General features: G+C 57.1%; 26 protein-coding genes and 3 tRNA genes. 24 read left to right on the top strand and 5 right to left on the bottom strand.

Translation table 11 applies throughout. The annotated features are described in order from the left end of the window. The first annotated feature begins 266 nt into the window (after window positions 1-266). A complete protein-coding gene (locus K5845_RS08815) occupies window positions 267-971 on the top strand; it encodes a cytochrome b/b6 domain-containing protein (RefSeq protein WP_287958804.1) in 705 nt (234 codons plus the stop codon). Here the strand turns inward: K5845_RS08815 and K5845_RS08810 are convergent. The 3 genes from K5845_RS08810 to K5845_RS08800 all read right to left on the bottom strand — a co-directional run bounded on the left by K5845_RS08810 (window position 968) and on the right by K5845_RS08800 (window position 3,278). Next, window positions 968-1,384 (bottom strand): response regulator, encoded by a 417-nt coding sequence (locus K5845_RS08810; protein WP_287958803.1) that lies wholly within the window; start codon window positions 1,382-1,384, stop codon window positions 968-970. The genes K5845_RS08815 and K5845_RS08810 overlap by 4 nt on opposite strands. 203 nt (window positions 1,385-1,587) lie before the next feature. Continuing rightward, window positions 1,588-2,424, bottom strand: coding sequence for an SAM-dependent methyltransferase (locus K5845_RS08805; RefSeq protein ID WP_287958802.1), 837 nt, complete (start codon window positions 2,422-2,424; stop codon window positions 1,588-1,590). Further along, window positions 2,421-3,278 carry a glycine/sarcosine N-methyltransferase gene (locus K5845_RS08800; RefSeq protein WP_046478958.1) on the bottom strand — a complete coding sequence of 286 codons (858 nt, stop codon included), beginning with the start codon at window positions 3,276-3,278 and terminating at the stop codon, window positions 2,421-2,423. The genes K5845_RS08805 and K5845_RS08800 overlap by 4 nt, the downstream gene beginning before the upstream one ends. A gap of 504 nt (window positions 3,279-3,782) precedes the next feature. Between K5845_RS08800 and K5845_RS08795 the strand changes: the two genes are divergently transcribed. Next, window positions 3,783-4,700, top strand: a complete 918-nt coding sequence (locus K5845_RS08795; protein WP_287958801.1) for a pirin family protein — start codon at window positions 3,783-3,785, stop codon at window positions 4,698-4,700. 70 nt (window positions 4,701-4,770) lie between these two features. Then, a complete protein-coding gene (locus K5845_RS08790; RefSeq protein WP_353736539.1) occupies window positions 4,771-5,742 on the top strand; it encodes a lysophospholipid acyltransferase family protein in 972 nt (323 codons plus the stop codon). Window positions 5,743-5,770: 28 nt separating this feature from the next. On the opposite strand, the gene sseA is transcribed toward K5845_RS08790, so the two are convergent. Continuing rightward, window positions 5,771-6,631, bottom strand: a complete 861-nt coding sequence (gene sseA / locus K5845_RS08785) for a 3-mercaptopyruvate sulfurtransferase (protein ID WP_082101132.1) — start codon at window positions 6,629-6,631, stop codon at window positions 5,771-5,773. Between the two features lie 79 nt (window positions 6,632-6,710). After that, window positions 6,711-7,760, bottom strand: coding sequence for a cysteine synthase A (locus K5845_RS08780; protein WP_046478953.1), 1,050 nt, complete (start codon window positions 7,758-7,760; stop codon window positions 6,711-6,713). Window positions 7,761-8,002: 242 nt separating this feature from the next. On the opposite strand from K5845_RS08780, the gene K5845_RS08775 reads away from it, so the two are divergent. From K5845_RS08775 to recO, 21 genes are all read left to right on the top strand, one after another. Continuing rightward, a complete protein-coding gene (locus K5845_RS08775) occupies window positions 8,003-8,830 on the top strand; it encodes an outer membrane protein (RefSeq protein WP_046478951.1) in 828 nt (275 codons plus the stop codon). A 301-nt stretch (window positions 8,831-9,131) separates the two neighbouring features. Further along, a tRNA-Leu gene (locus tag K5845_RS08770) sits at window positions 9,132-9,216 on the top strand. A 135-nt stretch (window positions 9,217-9,351) separates the two neighbouring features. Continuing rightward, a complete protein-coding gene (gene tig, locus K5845_RS08765) occupies window positions 9,352-10,710 on the top strand; it encodes a trigger factor (protein WP_287958800.1) in 1,359 nt (452 codons plus the stop codon). Between the two features lie 212 nt (window positions 10,711-10,922). Beyond that, entirely contained in the window at window positions 10,923-11,570 is a 648-nt protein-coding gene (locus K5845_RS08760; protein ID WP_046478944.1) for an ATP-dependent Clp protease proteolytic subunit, read from the top strand. Between the two features lie 491 nt (window positions 11,571-12,061). Beyond that, entirely contained in the window at window positions 12,062-13,315 is a 1,254-nt protein-coding gene (gene clpX / locus K5845_RS08755; RefSeq protein WP_046478941.1) for an ATP-dependent Clp protease ATP-binding subunit ClpX, read from the top strand. 350 nt (window positions 13,316-13,665) lie between these two features. Continuing rightward, window positions 13,666-16,095 carry an endopeptidase La gene (gene lon, locus K5845_RS08750; RefSeq protein ID WP_287958799.1) on the top strand — a complete coding sequence of 810 codons (2,430 nt, stop codon included), beginning with the start codon at window positions 13,666-13,668 and terminating at the stop codon, window positions 16,093-16,095. A 267-nt stretch (window positions 16,096-16,362) separates the two neighbouring features. Then, a complete protein-coding gene (locus tag K5845_RS08745; protein ID WP_046480594.1) occupies window positions 16,363-16,635 on the top strand; it encodes an HU family DNA-binding protein in 273 nt (90 codons plus the stop codon). Between the two features lie 187 nt (window positions 16,636-16,822). Continuing rightward, window positions 16,823-16,897 (top strand) — tRNA-Val (locus K5845_RS08740). 375 nt (window positions 16,898-17,272) lie between these two features. Continuing rightward, window positions 17,273-17,470 (top strand): hypothetical protein, encoded by a 198-nt coding sequence (locus K5845_RS08735; protein WP_046478935.1) that lies wholly within the window; start codon window positions 17,273-17,275, stop codon window positions 17,468-17,470. A 104-nt stretch (window positions 17,471-17,574) separates the two neighbouring features. Further along, a tRNA-Asp gene (locus tag K5845_RS08730) sits at window positions 17,575-17,651 on the top strand. Window positions 17,652-17,948: 297 nt separating this feature from the next. Continuing rightward, on the top strand, window positions 17,949-18,314 hold the full coding sequence (locus K5845_RS08725) for an NADH-quinone oxidoreductase subunit A (protein WP_046478933.1): 366 nt from the start codon (window positions 17,949-17,951) through the stop codon (window positions 18,312-18,314). Beyond that, window positions 18,305-18,880: a NuoB/complex I 20 kDa subunit family protein gene (locus K5845_RS08720; RefSeq protein ID WP_046478930.1), complete on the top strand. Its 576-nt coding sequence runs from the start codon at window positions 18,305-18,307 to the stop codon at window positions 18,878-18,880. Before K5845_RS08725 ends, K5845_RS08720 begins: the two co-directional genes overlap by 10 nt. A 63-nt stretch (window positions 18,881-18,943) precedes the next feature. Next, a complete protein-coding gene (locus tag K5845_RS08715) occupies window positions 18,944-19,564 on the top strand; it encodes an NADH-quinone oxidoreductase subunit C (protein WP_046480592.1) in 621 nt (206 codons plus the stop codon). Between the two features lie 5 nt (window positions 19,565-19,569). Then, window positions 19,570-20,019 (top strand): thioesterase family protein, encoded by a 450-nt coding sequence (locus K5845_RS08710; RefSeq protein ID WP_046478927.1) that lies wholly within the window; start codon window positions 19,570-19,572, stop codon window positions 20,017-20,019. 26 nt (window positions 20,020-20,045) lie between these two features. Beyond that, a complete protein-coding gene (locus K5845_RS08705) occupies window positions 20,046-20,504 on the top strand; it encodes a GFA family protein (RefSeq protein WP_090229448.1) in 459 nt (152 codons plus the stop codon). Between the two features lie 9 nt (window positions 20,505-20,513). Continuing rightward, window positions 20,514-21,704, top strand: coding sequence for an NADH-quinone oxidoreductase subunit D (locus K5845_RS08700; RefSeq protein WP_287958798.1), 1,191 nt, complete (start codon window positions 20,514-20,516; stop codon window positions 21,702-21,704). An 80-nt stretch (window positions 21,705-21,784) separates the two neighbouring features. After that, window positions 21,785-22,180 (top strand): DUF4267 domain-containing protein, encoded by a 396-nt coding sequence (locus tag K5845_RS08695; protein WP_046478924.1) that lies wholly within the window; start codon window positions 21,785-21,787, stop codon window positions 22,178-22,180. 132 nt (window positions 22,181-22,312) lie between these two features. Then, a complete protein-coding gene (locus K5845_RS08690) occupies window positions 22,313-22,648 on the top strand; it encodes a hypothetical protein (protein WP_287958797.1) in 336 nt (111 codons plus the stop codon). Window positions 22,649-22,970: 322 nt separating this feature from the next. Next, window positions 22,971-23,636: an NADH-quinone oxidoreductase subunit NuoE gene (gene nuoE, locus K5845_RS08685; protein WP_090229451.1), complete on the top strand. Its 666-nt coding sequence runs from the start codon at window positions 22,971-22,973 to the stop codon at window positions 23,634-23,636. Between the two features lie 75 nt (window positions 23,637-23,711). After that, window positions 23,712-24,995, top strand: a complete 1,284-nt coding sequence (nuoF, locus tag K5845_RS08680) for an NADH-quinone oxidoreductase subunit NuoF (RefSeq protein WP_090229078.1) — start codon at window positions 23,712-23,714, stop codon at window positions 24,993-24,995. An 82-nt stretch (window positions 24,996-25,077) separates the two neighbouring features. Beyond that, entirely contained in the window at window positions 25,078-25,815 is a 738-nt protein-coding gene (gene recO / locus K5845_RS08675) for a DNA repair protein RecO (RefSeq protein WP_046478917.1), read from the top strand. Window positions 25,816-25,824 lie beyond the last annotated feature (9 nt).

Raw genomic sequence — 25,824 nt, 5'->3', positions numbered from 1 at the left:
AGCTTTACGGCCGGTCGCTTACTGTCAGCCTTTTGGCAGGACATGGATTGCGCAGTTGAGAGGGGCAGGAAGCGTGCTCATATTGCGCGTCGGGGGTTATTGAGGTCCGAGCGCTGTGTGACGATCGGGGAGGGTCTCCGCAATCCAACGTGATGTCGTCGAAGGGGCAATCTGACCCCTGTATGCGGCTGTCAACGACAGCATCGCGACGGGTGCGAACCCCCGAGTGCGTTTACTCGTGCATGATGTCTGGAGGGAAACGGAACGTGAAGCAGGAATACGTAGCGGTCTGGGACTGGCCGACCAGAGTCTTCCATTGGACACTCGTCATTCTGATAATCAGCGCTTGGGTGAGTTTCGAGTACGCCGAAGCGCTTGGTGATCCACTTCTGAAATGGCACCGCTGGAACGGCTACGCGATCCTGGTTCTCATCGTCTGGCGCTTGCTTTGGGGCGTGTTTGGTTCATCGACATCCCGCTTCGGGAACTTTATCCCCAGCATTGCTGGCGCCATGGCACATGCACGGGACACGCTGTTCGGGAAGGCACAGCCTTACCTCGGCCACAACCCACTCGGAGCGTTGATGGTCATCGGATTGCTTTGCATCGTAGCGATACAGGCAGTGCTTGGTCTTTTCACTGTCGAACACAACGATCTCACCGCAGGCCCGCTGTACCGCTTGGTTGGGAGTGGCACGGTCAAGGATATCTCACGATGGCACCGTTGGTCCTTTACGGGACTGATTCTGCCGCTGATCCTTCTGCACATCGGGGCAAATCTGATCTACCAGCTCTTCAAGCGAGAGCCGCTGATTACAGCGATGATTACCGGCCGCAAGCCGCGCCGCGACTATTCTGATGCCTCAGTGGGCATCACGTCACATCTGGCGCTAAAGGCCGTTCTGCTGCTCATTGCGGCATCGATGATGGTGTTCGGGGCGATATGGGCGTTAGGTGGGCGCCTGATCTAGGCGGTGGGGGCGTAGGACACATCCGGAAGATCAATCGGACCCAGGATCTGTTCAATCGTCTTCTGCAGCTGGATCAGCTTGAATGGCTTGATCAGGTAACCGTTGGCACCGGCGAGTTCGGCTGCTTGGATGTTGGCTGACTTTGCTTCGGCCGTAATGAGAACGAAGGGTGTGTCTGCGCTCTTTTTGTTTTGTCGAACGGCCTTTAAGAGTTCGAGGCCATTCATCTCGTCCATATTCCAATCTGACAATATGAGATCGTAATGCTTGCTGGAGACGAGGTTCAGCGCGAGTTGGCCATTCAGCGCTGTATCGATACGTTTAAAGCCGAGCTGAGCCAAAAGTCTGCAGAGTATTTTCTGCATAACGATACGATCTTCGACGATGAGCACGGACACAGATTGCGCAGTCACGTTTCGATAACCTCTGCTAGGTGAGCACAACGCCGTACCGACTAGGCTAGATTGGGTGCCAGAAAGGACTTGCGCAAAGCTGTCCACTGCTAAAGGGAGGCACCGAGAAAAGTCGGATAGAAACGCAAAGAGCCCGGCGACAGGTGTCACCGGGCTCTGAAAGTTCACTTCAAACTCAATGTCTTAAAGTGCAGACATAAGCCCTAGGGCTTTTTGAAGTGCAGGATGCCCCACGCCAGACAGCCACGTTGTCCAGCAGTGACCCAGTTCGACAAACCAGTCGCCATACGGTCGATGTAGGTCTCTGAAATGCCCTTCGTGAGAATCGCCCGTTGCGACAGGAGTTCCTCGCGAACGCGCGAATAGTGACGGATCAATTGATCCGTCTTATCAAGCCACTCGACGAACTCAAGACCGTTTGCGATGGCGGTCTTCTTATAGAAATCCGGCGATCCCAACGTGTCGAGATGGATGCGTGCAAGAACAGGCTCCAGGTCGCCTTGCGAGCACCGTCCGCTCTCCATGGGATCCGTGAAGATAAAGTGCCCCCCGGGTTTCAGGACGCGTGCGACTTCGGCAATAACGCGTTCCCGTTGACCCGAGTGCAGAATGGCGTCTTGTGACCAGACGGCATCGACGCTGGCGTCCTCCAGCGGGATATCCTCGAAGGATCCGTCGACCACGGTAATGCGCGAGGCCAGTCCGGCTGCCTGCGACATTTCCCGGTTCCGCTCATTCTCTTTCTCTGAAAGATTGAGCGCAGTGACGTTGCAGCCAAACCGTTCAGCAAGATAGCGCGCGGCGCCACCATAGCCCGATCCGATGTCGAGAATCCGCGAATTAGCATTGAGCGGAGGCAAGTGATCCGCCATCCGTTCAACCGTCCGTCGGCTGGCGACGCCAATCGGCTCGTCCTCACGTTCGTAAAGGCCGATATGGATGTCTTCCCCGCCCCACACGTGGAAGTAAAAGTTATCGGCATCTTCGCTGTTGTAGTATTCCCGCGCCGTCTGCACGGTTTCTGAATAAGCCTGTGTCACGCGTTGTCATCCTCGAGGTCGCGGTAGGCCTTCTCAGCCACATGAATGAAAAAGTCTGGTTCCTTTTCGCGGAAAGTCTCCTGGAAGTCCCCATACGTCGACACGCGTTGGAAGCCGACCTCTTTCATGAGCCTCTGAACGTACGCTTTGCGTAGCGGGAACATGTTGAGGTGGAATTGCGCGCCATCGTTGAATTCGTAACAGAAGCGGGCGAGGCTCTCGTCGATGTGCTCGGGGAAAGCGCGAACGTCCTGGCCACAGTAGTAGTAGTTGTGTGTCGGCTCGACGTCGTGATCGAGAAGCGCATCATAGTTGCGCTGGTCTAGGACGAGGGTCCCTTCGGCACGTAGAGTCGCATAGAACTCAGCAAGTGCCTTGCGCCGGTCGTTATCTTTATGCAGGTGCGTGAAGGAGTTACCTAGGCAGATGACGGCGTCGTAAAGGTCGTGCACATGCCGGTTTAGCCATCGCCAGTCCGCGTGGATCGTGCGCAGCATATGACCGTGGTCGCGTGCGTTGGAAAACGCCTTGGCAAGCATCTCCTCATTGCCATCGACGCTGGTGACTTCAAAGCCAGCCTTGAGAAGCATGACCGAGTGAAACCCAGTCCCAGTCGCGACGTCGAGCACCTTCTTGGCGCCGAGGTCCCGCAATTTTTCTATGAAGAACTCGCCTTCTGCTTTCGCGCGCCGGTCCCAATCGATCAGCGCGTCCCATTTGTCGACGAAAGATTCCACGTACTCCATCTGGTAGTGGCTGGTTTCGCGCACCGCCAGAGGGTCATCTCCAAAATCCTGAGCTGCCTGTGAGCTTGTACGGAGTTTCCCCTCCTGATCGGTATTCGCTACGGTCATTCTCGACTCCCATTTTGAAAGAGATTGACGCGCAAAAGTATATCTACCCGTACAATCGTGTTGTTCATATGTATTTCGGATCGCGCGCGCATTAAGACTTACAAAAAGTCAAAGATTAGCTGTTGAATGATGCAAATACATGTGCGCAGGCGCAATGCCGAGATGGCGTGGCGTGCTGTCCCGATATAAGGCGAACGCCAATCGGAGACTGGTTTCTTGTAAACGCATGAGCCGAATGACTCAACAGTATCATCGAAATAATTTGGAAATGCGGATCTGGCGACGCTTGAAATCTGCACGGAAAAATACCGCTATCTTGCCGTCACAAGTCAGTTTTTCCGCATCCGTCCGATTGCGCAGTGCAGTGAATGGCCTACCCATTTTGTGATTGGTTGCGGCCGCTGGCGGGCTGTCTCGCGCGGATCATCTACTTTAAGATCTACAGGCCCCCTCGGTGGCGCATGCACGTTTCAAAAGCGCCCCCTGCAAGCGAGGAAACGCCCCATGAGCTGGCAACCCTGCGACGATCCTAAGTTAGGCGATGCGCGTGCATGTGATCTCATTGAACAGGTGATCGTGCCCCGAGCCCGCGACATTGGCGGGTTTGAAGTCCGGCGAGCGTTGCCTGCTGCAGGTCGCCAGATGGTCGGCCCTTTCATATTTTTCGACCAGATGGGACCTTCAGAGTTCCTGCTGGGCGAGGGACTCGACGTTCGGCCGCATCCCCACATCGGTCTGGCGACCGTGACCTTCTTGTTCGATGGACAGATACTCCACCGTGACAGCCTGGGAACAGAGCAGGCAATTCGTCCTGGCGAGTTGAATCTGATGATCGCAGGGAGTGGAATTGCTCACTCCGAACGGACTAGCGAGATAGATCGCCGTGTGGGAGGGCGCATCTTCGGTATACAGGCCTGGGCGGCGCTGCCGAAAGCACACGAGGAGCGAGCGCCGCAATTTGCGCACCACGGACTCAACGAGCTTCCGCGGATAGAGGGAGATGGCAAACGCGTACGTCTCGTCATGGGGACATTATTTGGAGAAACATCCCCTGCAGAGTTTCCGCATCCATCATTGTATGCCGAAGCGGTGTTGGCACCCGGCGCAGTCCTGCCCATTGATCCTGAGTACGATGAACGAGCAATCTATGTCGCTTCGGGCGAAATAGACATTGCCGGCGATGTTTTTGGCGCTGGGAGGCTCTTAGTCCTTCATCCCGGCGATAGGGTTTCTGTCCTCGCGTTAAGCCAAGCGCGCGTGATCATGCTTGGCGGCGAGCCGATGGATGGTCCGCGTCATATATGGTGGAATTTCGTCTCTTCTTCCAAGGACCGGATAGAAGCGGCGAAGTCGGATTGGAAATCGGGAAATTTCGCTCCCGTTCCAGGCGACGAGAAAGAGTTCATCCCGTTGCCCGAGTAACCCGGTTTTGAGACTGTGGTTTTTCCAGGGGATGGACGTCTGGCTTGATTGGGTCGCGCCATGATAGTTTGTGAACGTGCATGGCGTACTTACTTACGTACGCACGAAAACATGTACCGAAGGTCTGCAAAAGGCCGGCAACGAGAGCTGTCATGAGCCGATGCGCGAACTGAGCTACGTTTCACCCGGCGATCCTGCCTGGAAGCGCTGGACAATTGGGGCGATTGAAGATCTCTCAGGTCGTCAACGCTATCTGCCTCTGTATCAAAAGTGGCGCCAGGAAGTTGTCGGCACGTCACATCAGATTATGGGGGACTGCCTTAAGCTGATTGATGTCGATCTGCGTATAGAATCGAAGTGGCCGTGGCCGCCGAAAATCTCCGACGGGATGCCGTTGGTGATGATTGCGAACCACCCCTTCGGGATCGGCGACGGCATGGTGGCATTGGCCCTGGCGGAGCAACTCGGGCGGCCATATCGTGTGCTGATAAACAACGACCTGCTGAAGGTCCCGGAGATACGGCCATATTCTCTCCCGATCGATTTTTCGGAGACGCGCGAAGCGACCGAGATGAACCTGCGCTCAAGGGCGGAGGCGCGTCGCCTGCTCAAGGAAGGCACCACCATTATCATCTTTCCGGCCGGCGGTGTTGCGACTGCTCCAAACCCATTCGGACGGGCCCAAGAATTGCCTTGGAAGACGTTCGCTGCGCGCCTTGTTCAGTTAGCCGAAGCGGCGGTCCTGCCGGTTTACTTCGAGGGGCAGAATTCAGCGCTGTTTCATGCCGTCAGCCGTTTCAGTTTGACGCTGCGTCTGTCGTTGTTGGTTTCAGAATTCCGAAATTTCCCAGGTAAGCCCTATACCGCACGCGTTGGTGCGGTGACGCCTTTCAACGAACTAAAACATCGCGAGGACCGCAAAGCGCTCAACGATGAACTCTATCTGATGGTGCAGCGTCTGCGACCGGGAGCCGAAAACTTGAGCGACGAAGATCTAAAGCCTCCGCCGCTCGGGAGCCGGATCAGATATGCATGGGACTGACGAGGGAAAGTCCCACGGGCCGGTGTAGTCAAGCAGGCCCAGTGGCAACCGGTAAGCCGTTGTCCTGTCCCCACTCCGCCCAACTCCCATCATAGACGGACGCGTCGGGGTTGCCGGATATGGCGAGCGCTAACGCCAGCACAGCGGCCGTGACACCCGACCCACAGGTCGTAACAACGGGGCGCACGGCATCGATCCCAGCCCCGGAAAAAATCGCCCGGATCTCTTCCGGTGATTTCAACGTCCCGTCAGAGTTGAGGACCTGATTGAATGGTACGTTCCGAGCGCCTGGCATATGCCCGGACCTAAGGCCTGCGCGGGGTTCCGCTTGTCGCCCCTCAAAACGCGCCGCGGGACGAGCATCCACAACTTGTGCGTTAGGCGTGGTAAGCATCGCGCGCATGTCGTCGATATCGCGGATGAGATTTGCATTGACGCGCGGGGTGAAGTGACGCGCCGTTCGGACCTGCGCGGGGCCATCCTCAAGGGGGCGAGACTCTGCTTTCCACTTCGGCAGGCCACCGTTGAGGACGGCAACTTCCTCATGCCCCATCGCGCGGAGCATCCACCACACACGCGGTGCAGAAACAAGCCCGACGGAATCGTAGACGACGACCCTGACACCATCGCCCGCTCCGGCTTGCTTCATGCGGCTCGCGAACTTGGCTGGATCGGGCAACATATGGGGTAGGTCGGTCGCGTCATCCGCGATCTCGTCGATATCGAAAAACAGCGCGCCTGGGATGTGTTCGGCCTCGAATTCAGCCTTTGCATCGCGGTTCTGCGTTGGCAGATGCCACGAGCCGTCAAAAATTACGAGATCTGGAGCGTCCAGATGCTCCGCCAGCCAATCTGTCTCGACAATCCACTTACTGGCTTCGATCGACACCGCGACCCTCCCAATTTTTATCTTCCGGCAACGGTTGTGGGGTAGCCGGCTAGGTCAGAAACGATAGGAACGAAAAGGCTTACGAGTTGGCCACGGTTTCTGTCACATCCGGAACGTCAGCCTGTTTGCCATCGAGCCAAGGTGGCACCGGTAGGCCCTTTCCGCGTAGGAATTCTGGATTGAACAGTTTCGACTGATACCGTGTGCCGTAGTCGCACAGAACGGTCACAATGGTATGACCGGGGCCCATGTCCTGCGCCAGCCGAACGGCCCCGGCGACATTGACGCCCGAGGACGCTCCGAGGCAAAGCCCCTCTTCCTGAAGGAGCTGGAAGACCGTCGAAACGGCGTCCGCATCGGGGATCTGGTAGGCCTTGTCGACGACGACATTTTCCAGGTTGGCTGTAATCCGACCTTGTCCGATACCCTCGGTGATCGATGAGCCTTCTGCCTTCAATTCACCGCTCGAGTAGTAGCTGAAGAGCGCCGCGCCCGGTGGATCAGCAAGTCCGATGGTGATGGCGTTGTTCTTCGCCTTGAGCCCAAGAGACACACCACCAAGTGTACCGCCGGACCCCACTGCGCAGATGAAGCCATCGACCTCGCCATCCGTGTCGGCCCAAATCTCTTCTGCCGTGGTTTCAATATGCGCTTGGCGATTGGCGACGTTGTCGAACTGGTTGGCCCAGATCGCACCTGCCGCTTCGCGCTCATTGAGGGCGGCGGCGAGCCGTTGTGAATACTTCACATAGTTGTTGGGATTCTTGTAAGGGACCGCCGGCACTTCTACGAGTTGCGCTCCCAGCAGGCGTAGCGTGTCCTTCTTCTCCTGGGATTGCGTTTCGGGAATGACGATGACCGAACGAAAGCCCATGGCATTGGCGAGGACCGTTAGTCCGATGCCAGTGTTACCCGCTGTACCCTCAACGATCACGCCTCCTGGCTTAAGGGCGCCTGAGCTAACAGCGTTTCGGATGATATAAAGCGCGGCACGATCTTTAACTGACTGGCCCGGGTTCATAAACTCGGCTTTGCCCAGGATCGTAGAGCCCGTCATCTCCGAGGCCCGGCGCAACTTGATGAGAGGCGTTTTGCCGACCGCATCGACAATGCTGGCTTTGAAATTCAAGAGAAGCGCCCTCCAAAGGCGTGTGAAGCGCTCAGCGGCGCCCTTATGTCGTTCTAGGTTGGGCGCACAAAGTAAAGCCGACCCTTGCTGCCTGCAACCGGCATGAAGCTGGTTTCCAAGGCGCGCTGTCGCGGAGCGAAACAACACTTAACTGCCGTTTAACCCCTCCTCCCTAATGTCAATATGCAAACGAGAGGGTGGCGGGCGGCCAAGTCAGTGTGCCTGCGCAGGAGGGGTATTCGATGTATTCAGTCGTGAAAGCGGCGCTAGGTTCGGCGGCCGTGGCGGTTTTTGCTGTGCTGTGCGTCCCGGCAAACGCCGCCGATCTAGGTGGTTCCTTAAAGGACGGCTATATCGCTCCGATGCCGGTCGTGCATCGGCCTGCAGGTCCTTGTTATTTGCGCGCTGATGCGGGCTACTCCATCTCGCAAACGCCGCAGGTCAACTGGCTGGTCACTGACGATGTCACAGGCGAATTCATAACCGACGATGTCACCAACGTCTCTATGGAGAACACGTGGCTGGGCGAGGTCGGTGTCGGCTGCGGCTCTGGTTCACGAGGGCTTCGTGGCGAGTTCACGTACAGTTATCGAGGCAAGCGCGACATTGATGGCGAGCCAGGTCTCTGGGATCCGATACCCCTCGACGAGGATCCTCTGCACACCAACGTCGAATCCCACACATTAATGTTCAATGCCTTCTACGACCTCGGTCGTTATTATGGCTTTGTGCCTTATGTCGGCGCAGGCATCGGCGTTAGTTTCAATAAGACGGGGTACGCATACTTCACCGAGAATCCAAACTTGGTGAATACCATCGACGGTGCCAGTAAAACTTCGTTTGCATGGGCCGTGATGGCAGGTGTCGGTTACCAGATCTCCGACCGCATGATTCTGGACTTTGGCTACCGTTTCATCGACCTGGGGCAAGCCAAGTCGGGATATCTCGACAATGCTGGTTACGTGAATCCGCGAGTCTACATCGACGATCTGTATGCTCATGAAATCAAGGTTGGTCTGCGTTACCATTTTGGTGGTCGCGATAACTGCTGCCAATATGCAATGAAGTAGTGCCCTGCAGGGCACTACTTCATGCAGCCGACCGTGGGATAGATGAGGTCGAACTCCTAATAGGGTTCGGCCTCTTTTTCTGTGGCCAACAGTCTGTTTTGTCGCGCTTGCAGAAAGTGCTGAGGCAACTGATTGATTTGCGATTGATCTTATTGCGAAACACCCGATATATGCTTGTCCTGTGAACTCCCGGGATGCGCGCGAGCGCTCCGCCGCCGGACCTTAGGACTGGACCGCGGCGCGAGAGCCTGTTACTGGCGTAATTGGAACGCGCCCTTGCCTTCTCGGGCCGATGTCGAATGCGGGCGTGGTGGAATTGGTAGACACGCCAGATTTAGGTTCTGGTGGCTTCGGCTGTGGGGGTTCAAGTCCCTCCGCCCGCACCAACATGACCCGCGACCGCAATCCGATTTCGCGTCACCGAGGCTGCAACCTGCTCGTTGCGAGCCGCTGCATTTGCGCTGAAGGTGGCTTTACGCTGTCGCATGACAATCGAAATTGATCGTAGGTAAGAATTATCAATGCAGGTCACGGAAACCAGTTCGGAAGGATTGAAGCGCGAGCTTCAGGTGGTCGTTGGCGTCGATGAGCTTAACGAGCGCTTCAGCGCCCGCTTGAGCTCCATGAAGGATCGCGTGAACCTCAAGGGGTTTCGCAAGGGCAAGGTCCCCGTCGCACATCTGAAGAAGGTGTATGGCAAGGCGGTGATGGCCGAAGTCCTGGAAGAGGCGGTCAAGGAAACCAGCGTCAAGGCACTGAAGGATCGCGAGGAGCGCCCTGCATTCCAGCCAGCTATCGCGTTGACTGAAGACCAGCAGGAAATCGAGAAGATCATCAACGGTGAGGCTGATCTCGCCTATTCGATGACCTTCGAGGTCATTCCGGATATTCAGGTGACCGATCTTGCAAAGTTGCAGCTTGAGCGGCCGGTCGCTGAGGTGGTTGATGCGGACATCGAGGATGCGCTTGGCCAGCTTCTTGAGCGTAATGTCGCTTATGAAGAGGAAGAGGGTCGTGCTGCATCCGCAGGCGATCAGATCAACATCGATTTCGTCGGTAAGATCGACGGCGAAGCATTTGAAGGTGGATCGGCAGAAGGTGTTGATCTCGTCCTTGGACAGGCCCAGTTCATCCCCGGCTTCGAGGAAGGGCTGACAGGGGCGAAGGCAGGTGACACGCCGACCTTGAATATCTCGTTCCCAGAGGATTATCCGGCGACCCATCTGGCCGGTAAGGCTGCTGAGTTCGAGGTCAAGGTCAACAAGGTTTCCAAGCCTAAGCAACCCGAAGCCAGTGACGAATTTGCCCAGACGTTGGGCATCGAAGACTTGGCAAAGCTGAAAGAGCTGCTGCGTGAGCGCATCACGAGCGAATTCGGCGAGGCCTCGCGCTTGAAGCTTAAGCGGAAACTTCTCGATCAACTTGAAAAAGCCCACGAGTTTGAGCTTCCACCCTCAATGGTGGATCGCGAATTCGACATGATCTGGGGGCAGCTGACCCGCAACCTCGAACAGGAAGGCAAGACGTTCGAGGATGAGGGAAAGCCCGAGGAGGAAGTGCGCAAGGAATACCGCGCCATCGCCGAACGTCGCGTGCGGCTTGGTCTGGTAATCGGCGAGATTGGCGACAAGAACAAAATTGACGTCACGTCGGACGAATTGCGCAAGGCTCTCATGGAGCAGGCCCGCCGCTATCCCGGTCAGGAAAAGTTCGTCTACGAATATTACGAAAAGACGCCCGGCGCTTTGAACGAACTTCGTGCCCCTCTGTTTGAGGACAAGGTCGTCGACTATATCTTGGAGTTGGCGAAGCCAACCGAGAAGGTTGTCACCAAGGAAGAGCTGTTAAAGCCCGATGAGGACGAGGCGGTTCAGTCTTAAGGTGTCCTTGTTGGGCAGGCTTAATTCCCCATATTCCACGACCGGCGGGTGATATCCGGCTCGCCCGGCATTGGCGTCGGGTGATGAAACAGGCAGATTGCGTGCGGCGGACGATTCTGGCTCCATGACAACATGACTGGACGTCTTACCGTCCGCCCACCGATAGCCCATTTCGGGCGCCCGCCCGTTCGATAAGCAGGAGAAACGACCCCATGCGCGACCCCATCGCAACGTTGACGAATACCTTTTGGCCGATGGTCGTCGAGCAGACCAATCGCGGCGAGCGCGGCTACGATCTGCCCTCCCGCCTGCTTAAAGAACGCATCATCTTTGTGACCGGACCGATCGAAGACCACATGGCTGCATCCATCTGCATGCAGCTGCTGTATTGCGAATCGGAGAACCCGACCAAAGAGATTTCTATGTACATCAATTCGCCCGGTGGCGTGGTCACGGCCGGCATGGCGATCTACGATACCATGCAGTTCATCCGTCCGCCGATCGCGACTCTTTGTATCGGTCAAGCGGCCTCTATGGGCTCGCTCCTGCTGTGCGCTGGGGATAAGGGCATGCGCTACGCGCTCTCCAATGCGCGCATCATGGTGCATCAACCCTCCGGCGGCTTCCAGGGTCAGGCTTCAGATATTGAACGCCACGCTGAAGATATCATCAAGATGAAGCGTCGATTGAATGAAGTGTACGTCAAGCATACATCTCAACCCTACGAGGTAATTGAGAAAACGCTTGATCGCGACTACTTTATGACTGCGGAGCAAGCGATGGAATTTGGTCTCGTTGATCAAGTATTAACGAAACGCGCTGACGTGGAGACAGAAGATTCAACTCCAAAGGAAAGCTGAGCGCGCTATAGTTTGTGCTCTAGGCGCGGCGATTCAGCCGCGCCGGTTTTTCAAAGATAAATGACGGCGCAAGAGATACTTAGGATCTCATTTGCGGATATTTCGCTGCTTTGACGCTTAGAAGCCCTATTGCCGTCGCCTTGTCGGACAACCATGCCTACGTGGCGGTAGGGTTATTGGCAGCTAGACGCCCGTTTTCAGCAATTTTTCGATTAGGCTGGGGACGAAGCATTACAAGCGGCTTACAACCTGCCTATGTTAGGCGTTCGACGTCACAGTTTTGTGGCAATCTGGTCTTCATGCGGGCCAAGGTGGTGTACGGGCCGTTAATCCAATCTTGATCTGCGCTGGGGTAGCGTGCTCAGATCGGCTTATTCGGATCCCGTGCCTTCTCAAAGGCCTCGTCCCCCAGATCGCTGGGCGGCCGATAACAGACCGAAACTGGCTAAGGCGCGCAGATCGCGTTCCTCGACTACGGGTGAGATAAGAGAATGGCGAACGAGAAGAACACCCTTTATTGCTCCTTCTGCGGAAAGAGCCAGCACGAGGTTCGAAAACTGATTGCCGGGCCAACCGTGTTCATCTGCGATGAATGCGTTGAACTCTGCATGGATATCATCCGCGAGGAAAACAAGAACACCCTCGTAAAGTCGCGTGACGGCGTTCCAACACCACAGGAAATCTGTGAGGTTCTGGACTCTTACGTCATTGGCCAGTATCACGCTAAGCGTGTGCTCTCTGTTGCGGTCCACAACCACTACAAGCGTCTCAATCACGCGTCCAAGAACAATGACGTCGAGCTCGCCAAGTCGAACATCCTGCTGGTCGGTCCGACAGGCTGCGGTAAGACGCTGCTGGCGCAAACGCTGGCGCGTATTCTCGACGTGCCCTTCACGATGGCTGATGCCACGACGCTTACCGAAGCCGGCTATGTCGGCGAAGACGTCGAAAACATCATTCTCAAGCTCCTGCAGAACGCTGACTACAACGTCGAACGCGCACAGCGCGGCATCGTCTATATCGACGAGGTCGACAAGATCTCGCGCAAGTCTGACAATCCTTCGATTACACGCGACGTGTCAGGCGAAGGCGTTCAGCAGGCGCTGCTGAAGATCATGGAAGGGACGGTTGCATCCGTGCCACCACAGGGGGGACGCAAGCATCCCCAGCAGGAATTCCTGCAGGTTGACACGACCAACATACTTTTCATCTGCGGCGGTGCGTTCGCGGGCCTAGAGAAAATCATTTCTGGCCGCGGGAAAGGATCGTCTATCGGCTTTGGCGCGAAGATGCGCAGTTCCGAGGAGCGTCGTACCGGTGAAGTCCTCCGTGAGGTCGAGCCGGAAGATCTCCTGAAGTTCGGCCTCATCCCCGAATTCATCGGTCGTCTGCCAGTGATCGCAACACTCGAGGACTTGGACGAGGACGCCTTGGTGCAGATCCTTGCCGAGCCCAAGAACGCGCTCGTCAAGCAGTATCAACGGCTGTTTGAGATGGAAGATGTCAATCTCAACATCACCAACGAGGCTCTACGTTCAATTGCCCGGAAAGCGATCGAGCGCAAGACTGGTGCCCGTGGATTGAGATCCATCATGGAAGGCATTCTTCTCGACACAATGTATGATTTGCCAGCGCTGAAGGGTGTCGAAGAGATTGTAATAGGTCCGGAGGTTGTCGAGGGCGGCGCGCGTCCGTTGCGTATCTACGCTGACCGCGCCGAAGAAAAGGGCTCCACTGCGTCCTGATCGCGATCAGAAAATTGTTCTGCGGCGTTGCTGATGCACAATATCGGCACGTCGCAGAGCAACGACAGACAGCGTCGGTGCAGACTTGATCTGATCTGGTGAGCCACCACATTACGTCGGCTGTGCGTGCTAAGGTTACCAAAAGTGATACGATGGCTCGCTCAAGTCGGGCGGGGTACCGCAAGCGGTATCGTATGAGTACGCGAAGATGTTAAAGTGACCTCCGAAAGCAGTCCAAGACTGACGAGGCATCGCTGCCTTTTATCAAGGGGCGCCGGCCTTGGTCGCAAGGGACTGCAAACTCCAGTCGAATGCCCTTCGGTGCTCGACTTTGATGGACAGGTGATAGAATGAGCGAAACTAACGAGACACGGTCCCCCGAGCACGGCACGGAGCTGTATCCGGTCCTGCCGTTGCGCGACATCGTGGTCTTCCCCTACATGATCGTGCCGCTGTTCGTTGGCCGCGAGAAGTCGATTAGCGCCCTCGAAGAGGTGATGCGCAGCGACAAGCATATCCTCTTGGCGTCCCAAAAGAACGCTGGCGATGATGATCCGGCATCCGACGCAATCTATGAAATGGGCACCCTCGCCTCTGTGCTGCAGCTGCTGAAGTTGCCCGACGGCACCGTTAAGGTGCTGGTCGAAGGCACGACGCGTGCGCGCATCAAGCGATTCACGGAGAACGCCGAATATTACGAAGCTGAAATCGAGCGCGTCGAAGAGGAAGTCGGCGCCGAAGAGGAGATTGAAGCTCTCGCACGCTCGACAGTGTCCCAGTTCGAGCAGTACGTGAAACTCAACAAGAAGATTTCGCCAGAGGTGCTCGGCACGATTAGCCAGATCGAGGACTACTCGAAGCTGGCCGATACGATTGCGTCACACCTAGCGATCAAGATCTCCGACAAGCAGGAGGTTCTCGAGGTCACGACGATCTCCGAGCGCCTTGAGCGCGTCTACACCTTGATGGAAAGCGAAATCTCCGTTCTCCAGGTCGAGAAGAAGATCCGCTCGCGCGTCAAGCGTCAGATGGAGAAGACGCAGCGCGAGTACTATCTGAATGAGCAGATGAAAGCCATTCAGAAGGAGCTCGGCGACACGGACGAACGCGATGATATCGCTGAGTTCGAGGAGAAGATCGAAAACACCAAGCTGTCGAAGGAAGCCCGCGACAAGGCGCTCGCTGAGTTGAAGAAGCTCAAGCAAATGAGCCCGATGTCCGCTGAGGCAACCGTCGTCCGCAACTACCTGGACTGGTTGTTGTCGATCCCCTGGGGCGTCAAGGGCAAGGTAAAGAAAGACCTCAACGAAGCCGAGTCGATCCTTGATGCGGAACACTACGGACTGGAGAAGGTCAAGGAACGCATCCTTGAATATCTCGCCGTCCAAAACCGCACAAACAAACTCAAGGGCCCGATTCTGTGCCTCGTTGGTCCCCCGGGTGTCGGTAAGACCTCGCTTGGCAAATCGATTGCGAATGCGACCGGACGCGAATTCGTTCGCATGAGCCTCGGTGGTGTTCGCGACGAAGCTGAGATTCGCGGCCACCGTCGGACCTACATCGGCTCGATGCCGGGGAAGGTCATCCAGTCGATGCGCAAGGCGAAGCGGACCAACCCGCTCTTCCTGCTCGACGAGATCGACAAGATGGGTTCTGATTTCCGCGGCGATCCGGCAGCGGCATTGCTTGAGGTTCTTGATCCCGAGCAGAACGCTTCGTTCAACGATCACTATCTTGAGGTCGACTACGATCTCTCGAATGTGATGTTCGTCACGACGGCCAACACGCTGAATATTCCACCGGCTCTTATGGACCGTATGGAGATCATTCGTCTCGCCGGCTACACAGAGGACGAGAAGCTGCAAATCGCCAAGCGGCACTTGCTGCCGCAGCAGCGTCAGTCTCACGGGCTGGAAGAAGGCGAGTGGATTGTCGAAGATAGCGCGTTGCTCGAGATCATCCGTCGTTACACCCGCGAAGCTGGGGTTCGTTCCTTGGAGCGGGAACTAGCTAAGCTGGCCCGCAAGGCGGTGAAGGAGATCCTGACATCGTCAAATACCTCGGTAACGGTGACGGAAGAGAACGTCGGCGATTACCTGGGTGTGACCAAGTACCGTTATGGCCAGGCCGAACTCGAAGATCAGATCGGTATCGTCACGGGATTGGCCTGGACAGAAGTCGGCGGCGAGCTCTTGACCATCGAAGGCATCCGTATGCCCGGTAAAGGCAAGATGAGCGTCACGGGCAACCTGCGCGATGTGATGAAAGAATCGATTCAGGCCGCGAACGCCTACGTGCGGTCGCGTTCGGTCGATTTCGGAATCTCTCCGAAGATCTTTGAAAAGTTCGATATCCACGTACACGTGCCGGAAGGTGCGACGCCGAAAGATGGTCCATCTGCTGGTGTTGCGATGGTGACGGCGATTGTCTCCGTGTTGTCACAGATTCCTGTCCGCAAGGATGTGGCTATGACCGGCGAAATCACGCTCCGTGGTCGCGTGCTGCCGATCGGTGGTCTGAAGGAAAAGCTCCTGGCAGCGCTGCGCGGCGGCATCAAGAAAGTCCTGATCCCAGAGGAAAACGTCAAAGATCTCGCTGACATATCCGATGAGATTAAGACGAAACTTGAAATCGTCCCGGTCTCAAGAGTCGAAGAAGTGCTGAAGCAGGCGCTCGATCGCATGCCTGAGCCGATCACGTGGGATGAGGATGCCCAGCAGGCCGCTACGGTGGCCGAAAAAGGCACTGATAGCACGGACGAACGTCCGGTTGCGCACTGACCTGACGCCAGCGCCAACCGTGCCATAAAGTCAAGGACGCCGCCCCTGGATTGCCTCGGGCGGCGTCTTTATGTTGTCCTATACACCTTATCAGGCCATTTTCCCTGTATTTTCGGGCTTTTCAGCGTGTATTACCTCTTGACGACCGCCTATTTTCAGCGCTTTTTGCGACCTCTGTCACGTACAGATCAAGAAGCACCAGGCGAAGTCATCGGTAATGTCCTGATCGCAATTCGGGTGCAGCGTGAATCAAGGGATTGGAAAGCAATGAGCAAGAAAGACCTCATCGACGCCATCGCCAAAGAATGTGATTTGACCAAGGAGAAGGCGGGCTCGGCTGTCGACGCGATGCTTTCGCACATCAAGTCGTCAATGAAGAAGGGCGAAGAGGTACGCATCCCTGATTTTGGAACCTTCAAGGTAACAAAGCGCGCGGCTCGCGACGGCCGCAATCCGCTTACCGGCGAGACCATCAAGATCAAGGCTTCGAAGGTGGCCAAGTTCACCCCTTCGAAGGGCCTGAAGGATCTGCTCAACTAAGAGCAGGTGCTCGGCATTTGCTGAGAGTACATAATGAAGAGGGGCGCACTACGCCCCTCTTTCGTGTCCCTCCACCTCATAGGAGCGGGACACAAAATCGATTTCTTGTCGCATCGTTCGTATAAGCGGCAATTCGCCCTCATTGCGCGGCTGGCTTCAGCCCGCTAATGTCTGCGGCTCATGTTGTGGGCGGTTAGCTCAGTGGTAGAGCGCCTCGTTTACACCGAGGATGTCGGGAGTTCGACCCTCTCACCGCCCACCATTCTTCCGATTAAGCTACGCTCTTCTTCCCCGCAGGGGCCCGATTTGCGGCTCCTCACGCTCTGTCGATCTGACAGCGGCCCGGGGCCCTCTACGAGCGAATCAATCGGAGAGCTTTATCCCCCCTCTCTGAGCGCACGCACGGAACCAATAGTTTCCCAATGTTGTTCCTGAGGTAACAGGTTTTGCGCGTTGCCTATGCTATCCCGTGGAACCTGCCGTGGGGAGTTTACGCCACGTCAAAGAGCCCGCCACGATCTCTCCACCGAATCACTTGAGAGGTGGACAAGACAGGATTGCCACTGTGTGTGGTGTGGCGGCGTTGGCATGGTGGCGACCTCTACAGCGACCAGGGTAAAGATCAGGAGACGTTCTCATGAGCAACGCAATCGCAGATACGTCGATGGCACAGCGACGCACCCTCGATCTCGTTTCAAAGGCGAACGATAAGCGCGAACTCGACACCAAGGCTGACGCATTGGTCGCAGAATTGCGCAAAGTCCGCGCTAACGTCGATTCCCTTTTGCGCGCCAGCGATCTCGCCAGTTTAAAAGCAGAACGCGACGCTGCTTGAACGTGTGTGAAAAGGCGGTTTCTCCCGCTTGACTTAAGCGTCACGAACACGTACATCCAGCGCTCTGCAACGCAGGCATCAACGAGATGCCGAGCGCAAGGATTGCGGGAGTAGCTCAGTTGGTTAGAGCGCCGGCCTGTCACGCCGGAGGCCGCGGGTTCAAGTCCCGTCTCTCGCGCCATCCTTTCTTTCACTCAGCCCATTTTTGATGTGATGCGCGCCCCCTAATTTGAGGGGGGTGACGTCTACTGTGCCGCGGATAACCTCGCCGGTCTTGTCCCCAGCACAAGAGGCCTCCACGTTAAAAGAATAGGCGCACCCTCGCTGGCGCAGTTGCGCGGGCCTGAAGGCTAAGCTAACACCTGATCGAACAGGCGAACGGCCGTAGCCGCTTCGACCATCCTAGCCCGGTCTAAAAGCTGGGACGCCGCCGTATCCCGGCTGGACGAGGCCAAATGCGGCAAAGGGATCTGACTTCATGACGCAGCTCTTGCTCGAATATCTTCCAATTGCGGTGTTCCTGGCTGTCGCACTCGCGATCGCGTTAGCTATGATGATCGCGCCCTTCATCATCGCGGTGCGCAATCCGGACCCGGAAAAGGTTTCGGCTTACGAATGCGGATTTGATGCGTTCGATGACGCCCGCATGAAGTTCGACGTCCGGTTTTACCTCGTCTGTCTGCTGTTCATCATTTTCGACCTTGAGATCGCCTTTCTGTTCCCGTGGGCGGCGGCCTTCCGCGACATCGGGTTGTTCGGCTTCTGGTCGATGATCATCTTCCTCGCCGTTCTCACGATCGGCTTCATTTACGAATGGAAGAAGGGAGCCCTGGAATGGGATTGATCCTGCCTCCTGAGTTCGTCCGTGATACGCCGCGCGAAGGCGCAGGCGGAGCAACCACCGTCGAGCGTGCAGCAGATCCTTTTTTCACCGACATCAACAATGAGCTGGCGGACAAAGGTTTCCTCGTCACGAGCACGGACGATCTGATCAACTGGGCACGTACAGGCTCGCTGATGTGGATGACGTTCGGGCTGGCCTGCTGTGCGGTCGAAATGATGCAGGCATCGATGCCGCGTTATGACGTAGAGCGCTTTGGCTTCGCCCCTCGCGCTTCGCCGCGACAGTCCGACGTGATGATCGTTGCGGGCACGCTGACCAACAAAATGGCGCCGGCACTTCGCAAAGTGTACGATCAGATGCCTGAGCCGCGTTACGTCATTTCCATGGGGTCATGCGCAAACGGCGGTGGCTACTATCACTACTCTTATGCCGTCGTGCGTGGCTGCGATCGGATTGTACCTGTCGATATTTATGTTCCCGGGTGTCCACCGACAGCCGAGGCGCTGGTCTACGGTATCCTGCTGCTGCAACGAAAGATTAGGCGCACGGGTACGATCGCGCGCTAGTTGCTAAAACTAGTCGTCGACGACGACCATGCGACCGACGACATCTGAGAAGTGCGGATGAAAATGGACGAAACCAACGACGATCTGGGCGATTACCTGAACTCCAAGATGGTAACCGCGCTTTTGAGTACGAACGTCGCTTACGGCGAACTCACGATCAATATCGCGCGTGAGCACATCCTGCGTGTCCTCAAGTTTCTGCGCGACGATGCCCGCTGCCGTTTCGAAGTGTTGATCGATATCTGCGGCGTGGACTGGCCAGCGCGCGCTAACCGCTTTGACGTCGTCTACCATCTGCTGTCGCCGCGCAATAATCAGCGCATCCGCGTCAAGCTTGAGGTCAATGAGACAACACCTGTTCTAAGCGCAGTAGAAGTATTCTCCAACGCGGACTGGTACGAGCGCGAAGCTTACGACATGTATGGCATCCTGTTTTCAGGCCATCCAGACCTGCGCCGTCTACTGACGGATTACGGCTTCCAGGGATATCCGATGCGCAAGGATTTCCCGCTGACAGGGTATGTCGAGGTCCGTTACGACGACTCCAAGAAGCGCGTCGTTTATGAGCCTGTGAAGCTCACTCAGGAATTTCGCGCATTCGATTTCGAGAGCCCTTGGGAAGGCACGGAGTACATCCTTCCCGGAGACGAAAAAGCCAGCCAAGCGCCTGGCAATAAGAGCTAGTATCGATGCGGGACACATTGAAGGTCGGCGATCGGGTTCAGTTTGCCTACGAGGTGCCGGCATCGAAAACCGTTCCGGGCCTTTATCCGGAAGCGAAAGAGTTCTCCGCAATGCCAGCGGTCTTCGCCACGGGTTTCATGGTCGGCCTGATGGAATGGACTTGCATGAAAGTTCTTGCCGATCATCTGGACGAAGGCGAGGGAAGCTTGGGGGTTCACATCGACGTGTCGCATTCTGCTGCGACGCTGCCCGGCCAGACGGTCACGGTGGATGCGGAGTGCACGTCGATACAAGGCCGCCGTATTGGCTTTTATGTTCGTGCCCACGACGGAATCGAGACGATCGGCGAGGGGCGGCACGAACGCATCGTTATGGCCTGGAATCGCTTCGAGGCGATTCTGGGTAAGAAGGCGAAAGCCGCAGGCGTCGCGCCACTGGCGCCCGTGAAGGAATGAACGGCGAAGCGGAGTGGATAAGATCCATGAGCGGAACGGAAGCAAGCACAGCGCCAGATGTTGAAAAAACGGGGCGGTGCCTTTGTGGCGCAGTGCAATTCAAAGCGCATATAGGCAAGCCGGAAATTGGCACGTGCCACTGCGTTATGTGCCGGCGCTGGGCGGCCGGCCCGTTCCTCGGTGTCGATACGAGCATGCCGATCGAGATTACGTCGGGCGAAGCAAGCCTCGGCGTCTACCGCTCGTCCGACTGGGGAGAACGCGGTTTTTGCCGCGATTGCGGGGCTTCGCTGTTTTGGCGCACTCAGGACGGTAGCCACGCTGTCATTTCTGTCGGCGCGCTCGACTCGGATGAAGGCTTGGTTTTCAAGACCGAAGTCTTTATCGACCAAAAGCCTCCCTATTATGAGTTCGCCAACGACACCGAAAAGATGACCGGCGCAGAGCTTTTCGCGCTATTCACCGGTGACGCAACAAACGATTGAGACGCATAAATGGCTGAAACCGAACTGCGCCAATTCAACATCAATTTTGGTCCGCAGCACCCTGCCGCGCACGGCGTGCTCCGGCTCGTTCTGGAGCTGGACGGCGAAGTGGTCGAGCGCGTTGACCCGCATATCGGACTCTTGCATCGCGGTACCGAAAAGCTGATCGAGCATAAGACGTACCTTCAGGCGATCGGGTATTTCGATCGCCTTGACTACGTTGCCCCGATGAATCAGGAGCACGCTTTCTGCCTCGCGGCCGAACGCCTCCTTGAACTCACCATTCCTCCGCGCGCGAGCTACATTCGTGTCCTGTATTCGGAGATCGGCCGCATCCTGTCCCATCTCCTGAACGTCACAACACAGGCCATGGACGTCGGTGCGCTGACGCCTCCACTTTGGGGCTTTGAAGAGCGCGAAAAGTTGATGGTGTTTTATGAGCGAGCTTCGGGCAGCCGTATGCACGCAAAATACTTCCGGATCGGCGGGGTTCACCAGGATCTGCCGCCAGAGTTGATCGACGATATCTACGATTGGTGTGATCCGTTCCTGAAGGTCTGCGACGATATCGAAGGCCTGCTGACAGACAACCGGATCTTCAAGCAGCGGAACGTAGATATTGGCGTCGTGGACCTGGACGATTGCTTCGATCGCGGCTTCTCAGGCGTAATGGTACGCGGGTCCGGCGCAGCGTGGGACCTACGCAAATCCCAGCCGTACGAGCGCTATGAGGAATTCGACTTCGACATTCCCGTAGGCAAAAACGGCGATTGTTACGACCGCTATCTGATCCGCATGCGCGAGATGCACGAGTCGGTGCGCATCATGAAGCAAGCCTGCGAGAAACTGCGTTCGCCCGAAGGGGCTGGGCCGCATGTCGCCGATGACAAAAAGGTGGTGCCGCCTAAGCGCCCGGAAATGAAGCGCTCGATGGAAGCCCTCATCCATCACTTCAAGCTCTACACCGAAGGTCATCGTGTACCCGAAGGCGAGGTCTACGCCTGCGTCGAAGCTCCGAAGGGCGAGTTCGGCGTGTATATCGTGTCAGATGGGTCCAATAAGCCCTATCGCTGCAAAATCCGGGCGCCGGGCTTCCCGCATCTGGCGGCCATGGATTTCATGAACCGAGGCCATATGCTTGCAGACGTATCGGCCATTCTGGGCTCTCTCGACATCGTCTTCGGCGAAATCGACCGTTAGCAGATGTAGGGGGGGCCAGCATTGCGCACGCCCTGCTCTTCCGCCATCCTTCACCCGGCACACGTGAAGGGAATGGCCCGATGCTGACAAGACGCAAACCTATTGTGGCCCTGGCGGTCATTGCCGGGGCTCTCCTGACGTTAATTGGCATCCGCTTCCTTCTAGTGCCCGATAGCGCGGCCAAAACCTTTGGGCTAACCCCGGCAATGGCGGGCGCTCAACTCCACGCCATTATTGGTCTGCGGGACATCTGGCTCGGAGCACTTGCCATCGCTTTCGCCCTGCTTGGCCAGTGGCGTGCGTTGGCCTTGTGGTTTTTGTTCGGTGTCCTGGTCTGCTGGGCCGACGCGGCCATCGTGGCGACGTCCGGAGGTCCACGGCTGGCCATCGCCTTCCATACGGGCTCAGGCGTCTTTTGCCTGGTTTTAGGCGTGGCCGCATGGCGTCTGTCCAACAAGGAAGCGCACGCCGGCTAGCGATCACACTGGCGCCTTCCACGATAAGTTGGCAAAAACGCCTAACTGCTGAATTTGGCAGAGTGTTTGGCTATACTACGTGACCTGTGCGCAGAACGAGCGCAGCCGTGAGTTTGTGTGAGGACCGATCAGATGATCGACGGCCTGTTTCTCCTTGCCCTGTTTGCCGTGGGCCTGGGCCTGAGCCTTGCCACCTACCGGCTTATTGCCACCCATTACGGCTGGCCCATGGGCGCGGTACATGTCTCGCAACCGCTGATACCCATAACGATCGGCACAGTGGCGCTGTTACTGGGCGTCACCTTCGCTGCAACGCGCGCAACGGAGGGAGGCTGGATTATCCTTGGTTGTGGCCTGTTGCTGGCCGCCTTCTGGACCGGCTTCTTACGTGTCGGATCCCAAATAGCGCTCTTTCTGGTGCCGGCAGCAGCACTACTCCTTGTGTTGGGTTGGCTTGGCAGCGTTTAACGTGAAACAATGTGGCAGGCTGGCGAGCCGCAATCATGCGTGTGACGCTGTGGCACGTGGTCTCTTGGTAGAGGGCGGGCGGGCGATTACATCCCTAGGGGACCTCACCCTGCCTCTTGCGTTGCAGCGCGGCACACCTTAGAGCCTTATCGGCATTAACTGCGCCGCTGGGCCGAAACGGCTGAAACGTGGTAGGCGCGGATGTTTGAGAAGTTCCGAAGAGGGCGCGGCGACACTAGGTTTGGTCGACGCGTGTGCGCACGGGTATGATGACGGCAAGGCGGCCGGATACCGTACGCTGGCAATCGATGAAGGAGCCCCGATGGCCGTCCGACGCTTAGACCCCGTTCAGCCAGCTTCATTCGAGTTTAATAAAGAGAACCTTGCCTGGGCCAAGGAGACCATCTCCAAGTACCCGGAAGGCAAGCAGGCGTCCGCGGTTATTCCGCTTTTGTGGCGCGCTCAGGAACAGCACGAGAACTGGCTGCCGGAGCCGGCTATCCGTTACGTCGCGGAAATGCTCGGTATGGCCTACATCCGCGTCTACGAGGTTGCGACGTTCTACACGATGTTCCACCTCTCGCCGGTTGGAACAACGGCGCATCTCCAGGTGTGCGGTACGACACCGTGCATGCTGCGGGGGGCTGAGGCTCTCATGGAAGTATGCAAACAGCGTATTTCCCCGACACAAAATACGCTGACAGCGGATGGTCGCTTTTCGTGGGAAGAGGTCGAATGCCTGGGCTCGTGCGCGAACGCGCCGATGCTGCAGATCTTCAAGGACACCTATGAAGACCTCACTCCGGAACTGCTTGAACATCTGTTGGATAGCTTTGCTGCTGGAAATCCTCCGAAACCGGGGTCGCAGATTGGCCGCACGGCTTCGTGCCCAGCAGGTGGTCCAACAACTTTGAAGGATGTTGCGCACGTCATGACGCAGCGCAGGAATGTTTCTGACGGCAATATTGGCGAAGGAACGAAGAACTAAGGTAGGCCGGTCGCGCCCCTAGACGCGATCACCGTTCGCCGCAAGCCGAGACGATACCGGGAGCGAATACAAGCGATGCTCGCAGACAAGGACCGAATCTTTACAAACCTGTACGGCTTCCACGATGCCGGGCTTGCCGGCGCACGGGAGCGCGGCGGCTGGGACGGGACCAAGGCCTTTATCGATAAAGGGCACGATTGGATCATCGATCAGGTCAAGGACTCAGGCCTGCGTGGTCGCGGCGGTGCGGGCTTTCCAACGGGGCTTAAATGGTCGTTCATGCCCAAGAGCGATCCACGGCCGTCTTACCTCGTCATCAATGCCGACGAATCTGAGCCCGGCTCCTGCAAGGACCGCGAGATTACGCGGCATGATCCGCATCTACTCATTGAAGGCGCGCTCCTGGCCTCCTTCGCGATGCGCGCGCACAAGTGCTTCATCTATTTTCGTGGCGAATACATTCGCGAACGTGAGCGGTTTCAAGCTGCGGTGGATGAAGCGTACGAGGCACGACTGATCGGCAAGAATAACATTCACGGCTGGGATTTTGACCTCGTCGTGCATCACGGCGCGGGGGCTTATATCTGCGGCGAAGAAACCGCGATGCTCGAAAGCCTGGAAGGCAAGAAGGGCCAGCCGCGTCTGAAGCCTCCCTTCCCGGCAGGTTGCGGCCTCTACGGCGCGCCGACGACGGTCAACAACGTCGAGTCGATCGCGGTTGTGCCGGAAATCCTCCGCCGAGGCGCGACCTGGTTTTCTTCGCTGGGTAAGCCGAATAACACCGGCACCAAGCTGTTCCAGATTTCCGGTCACGTCGAACGGCCTTGCGTCGTCGAAGAGGAAATGGGCATTCCGCTTCGCGAACTCCTAGAGAAACACGCTGGCGGTGTGCGTGGCGGCTGGAAGAACCTGAAGGCTGTGATCCCCGGCGGATCGTCAGTCCCTCTCGTGCCTGCGGATCTGTGTGAAGATCTGACCATGGACTTCGACGCCTTGATGAAGGTGAAGTCTGGTCTCGGCACCGCTGCCGTCATTGTGATGGACCAGTCCACCGATGTGATCAAAGCGATTTCCCGCATCTCGTATTTCTACAAACACGAGAGTTGTGGCCAGTGCACGCCTTGTCGCGAAGGCACAGGCTGGATGTGGCGCGTGATGGAGCGGTTGGTAAAGGGCGAGGCTCAAAAACGCGAGATTGATCTCCTGCTCGATGTCACGAAGCAGGTTGAAGGCCACACCATTTGCGCGCTGGGTGATGCTGCCGCTTGGCCCATCCAGGGCTTGATTCGCCACTTCCGCCACGAAATAGAGGCGCGTATCGACGCCAATCAAGCTGCGATGAGCGAGGCTGCCGAATAAGGGTTCAGCGCGATACGTCTGTCGGCGGAGTTGGGTGGATCGCATCGCCGAAACATGGGTAGGAGCCCGGTTACGCTCGATTATGCAATGGACGGACGAAGGCATTGTCATCGCGGTCCGTGCGCACGGTGAGACGGCGGCGGTCGCGGAGCTATTCAGCCGCTCCCATGGGCGCCATCTCGGTCTCGTCCATGGCGGCCGCTCTCGTCGGTTACGCCCCGTGCTGCAAATCGGCAATCACGTCGATGCAACCTGGAAGGCCCGTCTGGCGGATCAGTTGGGCCATATGCAAATCGAACTGCGTCGGGGCTTTGCCGCAACGGCCATGTCTGACCCCGGCTCGCTCGCCGCGCTGTCATCCCTCTGTACGCTGCTGCACCTGATGCCGGAGCGCGACCCTCACCCCAATCTCTATGAGATCACTCTCTTTGTTCTAGGCTTCCTCGACGACGATAGCGTTTGGCCTGCCTTGATGGTGCGGTGGGAATTGGCACTGCTCGATGAAATGGGGTTCGGCTTGGACCTCACAGCTTGTGCTGCAACCGGCATCAATGATGATCTGATCTACGTCTCGCCTAAGTCGGGCCGCGCGGTATCCGCGTCCGCTGGCGAACCCTATCGCGACAAGCTTCTGGCGCTCCCGGCCTTCCTGATCAAGGGGCGAAAAGTACCCGTTACATCCGAGGATGTGCGTGCCGGCTTGGCGCTGACTGGGCATTTTCTGCAAACGCGCGTCTTCGCACCAAGGGACGCTAAGGTGCCGGATGTGCGCCACCGCATGGTTGAATTGATTGAGCGGCGCGCGCAGGCCGAGGCGTAACAGACCAGC

The sequence above is a fragment of the Filomicrobium sp. genome (genome assembly GCF_025698805.1).
In the GTDB taxonomy this organism is placed as follows: domain Bacteria; phylum Pseudomonadota; class Alphaproteobacteria; order Rhizobiales; family Hyphomicrobiaceae; genus Filomicrobium; species Filomicrobium insigne.
Note: the sequence above shows the minus strand (reverse complement) of the source record. Positions and strands in the feature narration are given on the sequence as shown.

Excerpts from the sequence above, each read along its gene's own strand:
- K5845_RS08710 (WP_046478927.1), top strand. The coding sequence starts at position 19,570 with ATGCGGGACACATTGAAGGTCGGCGATCGGGTTCAGTTTGCCTACGAG.
- clpX (WP_046478941.1), top strand. The coding sequence starts at position 12,062 with ATGGCGAACGAGAAGAACACCCTTTATTGCTCCTTCTGCGGAAAGAGC.
- nuoF (WP_090229078.1), top strand. The coding sequence starts at position 23,712 with ATGCTCGCAGACAAGGACCGAATCTTTACAAACCTGTACGGCTTCCAC.
- K5845_RS08695 (WP_046478924.1), top strand. The coding sequence starts at position 21,785 with ATGCTGACAAGACGCAAACCTATTGTGGCCCTGGCGGTCATTGCCGGG.
- K5845_RS08800 (WP_046478958.1), bottom strand. The coding sequence starts at position 3,278 with ATGACCGTAGCGAATACCGATCAGGAGGGGAAACTCCGTACAAGCTCA.
- K5845_RS08690 (WP_287958797.1), top strand. The coding sequence starts at position 22,313 with ATGATCGACGGCCTGTTTCTCCTTGCCCTGTTTGCCGTGGGCCTGGGC.
- K5845_RS08735 (WP_046478935.1), top strand. The coding sequence starts at position 17,273 with ATGAGCAACGCAATCGCAGATACGTCGATGGCACAGCGACGCACCCTC.
- K5845_RS08795 (WP_287958801.1), top strand. The coding sequence starts at position 3,783 with ATGAGCTGGCAACCCTGCGACGATCCTAAGTTAGGCGATGCGCGTGCA.
- K5845_RS08715 (WP_046480592.1), top strand. The coding sequence starts at position 18,944 with ATGGACGAAACCAACGACGATCTGGGCGATTACCTGAACTCCAAGATG.
- K5845_RS08760 (WP_046478944.1), top strand. The coding sequence starts at position 10,923 with ATGCGCGACCCCATCGCAACGTTGACGAATACCTTTTGGCCGATGGTC.
- K5845_RS08705 (WP_090229448.1), top strand. The coding sequence starts at position 20,046 with ATGAGCGGAACGGAAGCAAGCACAGCGCCAGATGTTGAAAAAACGGGG.
- lon (WP_287958799.1), top strand. The coding sequence starts at position 13,666 with ATGAGCGAAACTAACGAGACACGGTCCCCCGAGCACGGCACGGAGCTG.
- nuoE (WP_090229451.1), top strand. The coding sequence starts at position 22,971 with ATGGCCGTCCGACGCTTAGACCCCGTTCAGCCAGCTTCATTCGAGTTT.
- K5845_RS08700 (WP_287958798.1), top strand. The coding sequence starts at position 20,514 with ATGGCTGAAACCGAACTGCGCCAATTCAACATCAATTTTGGTCCGCAG.
- K5845_RS08745 (WP_046480594.1), top strand. The coding sequence starts at position 16,363 with ATGAGCAAGAAAGACCTCATCGACGCCATCGCCAAAGAATGTGATTTG.
- K5845_RS08720 (WP_046478930.1), top strand. The coding sequence starts at position 18,305 with ATGGGATTGATCCTGCCTCCTGAGTTCGTCCGTGATACGCCGCGCGAA.
- tig (WP_287958800.1), top strand. The coding sequence starts at position 9,352 with ATGCAGGTCACGGAAACCAGTTCGGAAGGATTGAAGCGCGAGCTTCAG.
- K5845_RS08725 (WP_046478933.1), top strand. The coding sequence starts at position 17,949 with ATGACGCAGCTCTTGCTCGAATATCTTCCAATTGCGGTGTTCCTGGCT.
- recO (WP_046478917.1), top strand. The coding sequence starts at position 25,078 with ATGCAATGGACGGACGAAGGCATTGTCATCGCGGTCCGTGCGCACGGT.
- K5845_RS08775 (WP_046478951.1), top strand. The coding sequence starts at position 8,003 with ATGTATTCAGTCGTGAAAGCGGCGCTAGGTTCGGCGGCCGTGGCGGTT.